This window comes from Modestobacter sp. SYSU DS0290, assembly GCF_054050955.1.
This window is the reverse complement of sequence record NZ_JBJHAI010000043.1, coordinates 1-3,524: the sequence shown is the minus strand read 5'-3', so window position 1 is coordinate 3,524 and position 3,524 is coordinate 1. Positions and strand designations below refer to the sequence as shown.

The following is a 3,524-nucleotide window of genomic DNA, read 5'->3' as shown; positions in this document are numbered from 1 at the left end:
GGCCGCGGCCGGCCCGGTACAGCACCGGGGCACCCCCTCCGGCCGGTGCCCCCGCTCCACCGCACCACCCCACGACGACGACGTCAGTGGGCGTCACTATCAACAGGGAGCACCGTGAAGACCCGACTCCTCACCGCCGTCATCGGCGCCGGCACCGCCCTGGCCACTCTCTCCGCCTGTGGTGGCGGGGGCGGGGGTGGCGGCACCGCCAGTGCGGACAGCGGCAACTGCAGCGTTCCGATCACCAAGACCGAGGCCCCCGTCGTCTCCGTCTGGGCCTGGTACCCCAACATGAAGACGGTCGTGGAGAACTTCAACGAGCTCCACGACGACGTCCAGGTCTGCCTGACCAACGCCGGGCAGGGCGCCGACGAGTACGCCCGCCTGCAGACCGCGGTCTCCGCCGGCACCGGCGCGCCGGACGTGGTCATGCTCGAGACCGACACCGTCCCGGTCTTCGCGCTGCAGGAGGCCCTCGTCGACCTCACCCAGTACGGCGCCGACGAGGTGCAGGGCAACTTCGGGGAAGGCGCCTGGCGCGACGTCTCCAGCGGCGACGCCGTCTACGGCATCCCGGTCGACGGCGGCCCGATGGCGATGATGTACCGCAAGGACGTCTTCGACCAGTACGGCATCACCCCGCCCACCACGTGGGAGGAGTACCGGGCTGCGGGCGAGCAGCTCAAGGCCGCCGGCGGGCCCCTGATGGGCGACTTCCCGGCCAACGTGCCGGCCCCGACCGTCGCCCTCATGCAGCAGAACGGCGCCGAGCCCTGGACGTACGACTCGGCCGACCCGACCCAGCTGTCGATCGACCTCAACAGCCCGGAGGCCAAGGAGGTCCTCGACTACTGGGCCGGCCTGGTGCGCGACGGGCTCGTCGGCACCCAGGACCAGTTCACCACCGACTACATCGCCGGTGCGATCCGCGGGGACTACGCCACCTACATCTCCGCCGCCTGGGCGCCCGGGTACCTCACCGGTGCCGGGGCCGGTGAGGGCGAGGACGCCGGCACGTGGGCCGTCGCGCCGCTGCCGCAGTGGGACGCCGACAACCCGGTGTCGGTCAACTGGGGCGGCTCGGTGTTCTCGGTCACCAGTCAGTCCGAGCAGCCCGAGCTCGCGGCGAAGGTGGCCATGGAGCTCTACGCCGACGAGGCCTCGCTCACCGACGGGTGGACCAGCCAGACGATCTTCCCGCTGAACCAGTCGGTGCTCGGCTCGCCGGAGTTCATCAACAACGAGTCGGAGTTCTTCGACGGCCAGACGGCGAACCGGGACGTCTACATCCCCGCCGCCGAGGCCTACGAGGGCTCGACGTACAGCCCGTTCGGCACCACGTTCTACGCCCAGTTCACCGAGGAGATCGCCGCGATCAACGCCGGGGAGAAGACCGGCTCCGAGGCGCTCGACGACCTGCAGGCGGAGATGGAGAACTACGCGACGCAGCAGGGCTTCACGCTCAACTGAGCTGCCCCGCCGACCCGTCCGGGTCCCGGGAGCGGGTCACCCCCGCTCCCGGGACCACCTCCACCTCCCCCCGCACGAGAGCGAGACCGCAATGGCAACGCTGGACACGGCGCCGCGGCAGCAGATCCCGGCCGCGGACCCGGCCCCCGTACGAAGCCGACGGCGACGCCGCGGCCGTTCCCAGGGCCTCATCGGGTGGGCCTTCCTGGCCCCCTTCGCAGTGGTGTTCCTGGTCTTCCTGGTGGCCCCGCTGCTCTACGCCTTCTACCTCAGCCTCTTCACCAAGGGGCTGGCCACCGGTGAGCGGTTCGCCGGTCTGGACAACTACACCCGCGCCTTCACCGACCCGGCGTTCCTGAACGGCGTCTGGTTCGTCGTCCGGTTCTCCGTGGTGGTCATCCCGGTGCAGATCCTGGTCGCGCTGACCGCCGCGCTGGTGCTGGACTCCCTCACCAGCCGCTTCGCCCGCTTCTCCCGCCTGATGATCTTCGTGCCGTACGCGATCCCCGCGGTCATCGGCGCGGTGATGTGGGGCTTCCTCTACAGCCCCACCTTCGGGCCGCTGGAGCAGGTGTTCGGTGACTCCGCACCGTTCCTGCTCAGCCGGGACAACCTCTTCTACGGCTTCACCAACGTGGTCACCTGGCAGTGGGCCGGCTACTACATGATCATCATCTACGCGGCGCTGCAGGGCATCGACCCGGCGGTGTACGAGGCGGCGCGGATCGACGGCGCGAACGCCCGGCAGATCGCGCTGCGGATCAAGATCCCGATGATCAGCTCGGCGCTGATCCTCATCCTGGTGTTCTCGCTGATCGGGACGCTGCAGTTCTTCACCGAACCCCAGGTGCTCACCCCGATCTCCAACGGGGCGATCACCACCGACATCACGCCGAACGTCTACGCGTTCAACCTGGCGTTCCGGTTCGCGCAGTTCAACTACGCCTCCGCCATCTCCTTCGCGCTGGGCATCGTCGTGTTCATCGGCGTCTACGTCTTCCTCTTCCTGACCCGCAAGCGTGGGGGGTTCCTCAAGTGAGCGTCCTGTCCCGCACCGCCGACGTCGAGGCCCCACCCGTGGGCTCGGCCGGCGCCCCCCGCCGCCGTGGCCGGCGCGCCTGGGCCTCGCACGTGTTCCTCGCGTTCCTGGTCCTGTACTTCGTGCTCCCGCTGTGGTTCCTGGTCGTCGCCAGCACCAAGAGCGGTGGCGGGCTGTTCAACTCACCGAACGGCGCCCTCTGGTTCGGCGACGGCCTGCACCTGTTCGACAACCTGTCGACGCTGTTCACCTACAACGACGGCATCTACCTGCGCTGGCTGGGCAACTCGTTGCTCTACGCCCTGGGCGGGGGAGTCGGTGCCACCGTGCTCGCCGTCCTGGCCGGGTACGCGTTCGCCAAGTTCGACTTCCCCGGCCGGCGGCTCACCTTCGCCCTGCTGCTGGGCGCGGTGATGGTGCCGATGACGGCACTGGTGATCCCGACCTTCGTGATGCTGTCGGAGGTGGAGATGACCAACACCGTCTGGGCGGTCATCCTGCCGTCGATGCTGAGCCCGTTCGGCGTCTACCTGATGCGGGTCTACTGCGCCGACGCCGTCCCCGACGAGCTGCTGGACGCCGCCCGGATGGACGGCGCCGGGGAGTTCCGGGTGTTCCGGCAGGTCGCCCTGCCGCTCATGCGTCCCGCGGTCGTCACCGTGCTGCTGCTGTCGGTCGTCGGCACCTGGAACAACTACTTCCTGCCGTTGGCGGTGCTCTCGGACTCGCAGCTGTTCCCGGTGACCGTCGGCATCAACCTCTGGCAGGGGCTGGCAGGTGCCAACAACGGCGGCGGGGTGTCGCTGTACACCCTGGTCATCGTCGGCTCGCTCATCTCGATCCTGCCGCTGATCGCGGCCTTCCTGGGCCTCCAGCGGTACTGGCAGGGCGGTCTGTCCATCGGCAGCCTGAAGTGACGCGCGGCGGGGGGGGGGCCCCCCCCCCGGGGGGCGCCCGCGGGCGCGGGGCGCGCGCGACCCCCCCCCCCCCCCCCCAAACCAACCCCCCCCCCCCA

General features: G+C 69.9%; 3 protein-coding genes. All 3 read left to right on the top strand.

Annotated elements, in window-relative coordinates; translation table 11 throughout:
• The first annotated feature begins 114 nt into the window (after positions 1–114).
• The 3 genes from ACI795_RS19380 (at position 115) to ACI795_RS19370 (ending at position 3,426) form a co-directional block, all read left to right on the top strand.
• Positions 115–1,470, top strand: a complete 1,356-nt coding sequence (locus ACI795_RS19380; RefSeq protein ID WP_457077299.1) for an ABC transporter substrate-binding protein — start codon at positions 115–117, stop codon at positions 1,468–1,470.
• Positions 1,471–1,561: 91 nt separating this feature from the next.
• Entirely contained in the window at positions 1,562–2,509 is a 948-nt protein-coding gene (locus tag ACI795_RS19375) for a carbohydrate ABC transporter permease (RefSeq protein ID WP_457077298.1), read from the top strand.
• On the top strand, positions 2,506–3,426 hold the full coding sequence (locus tag ACI795_RS19370) for a carbohydrate ABC transporter permease (protein WP_457077297.1): 921 nt from the start codon (positions 2,506–2,508) through the stop codon (positions 3,424–3,426). The genes ACI795_RS19375 and ACI795_RS19370 overlap by 4 nt, the downstream gene beginning before the upstream one ends.
• The last annotated feature ends 98 nt before the right edge of the window (positions 3,427–3,524 follow it).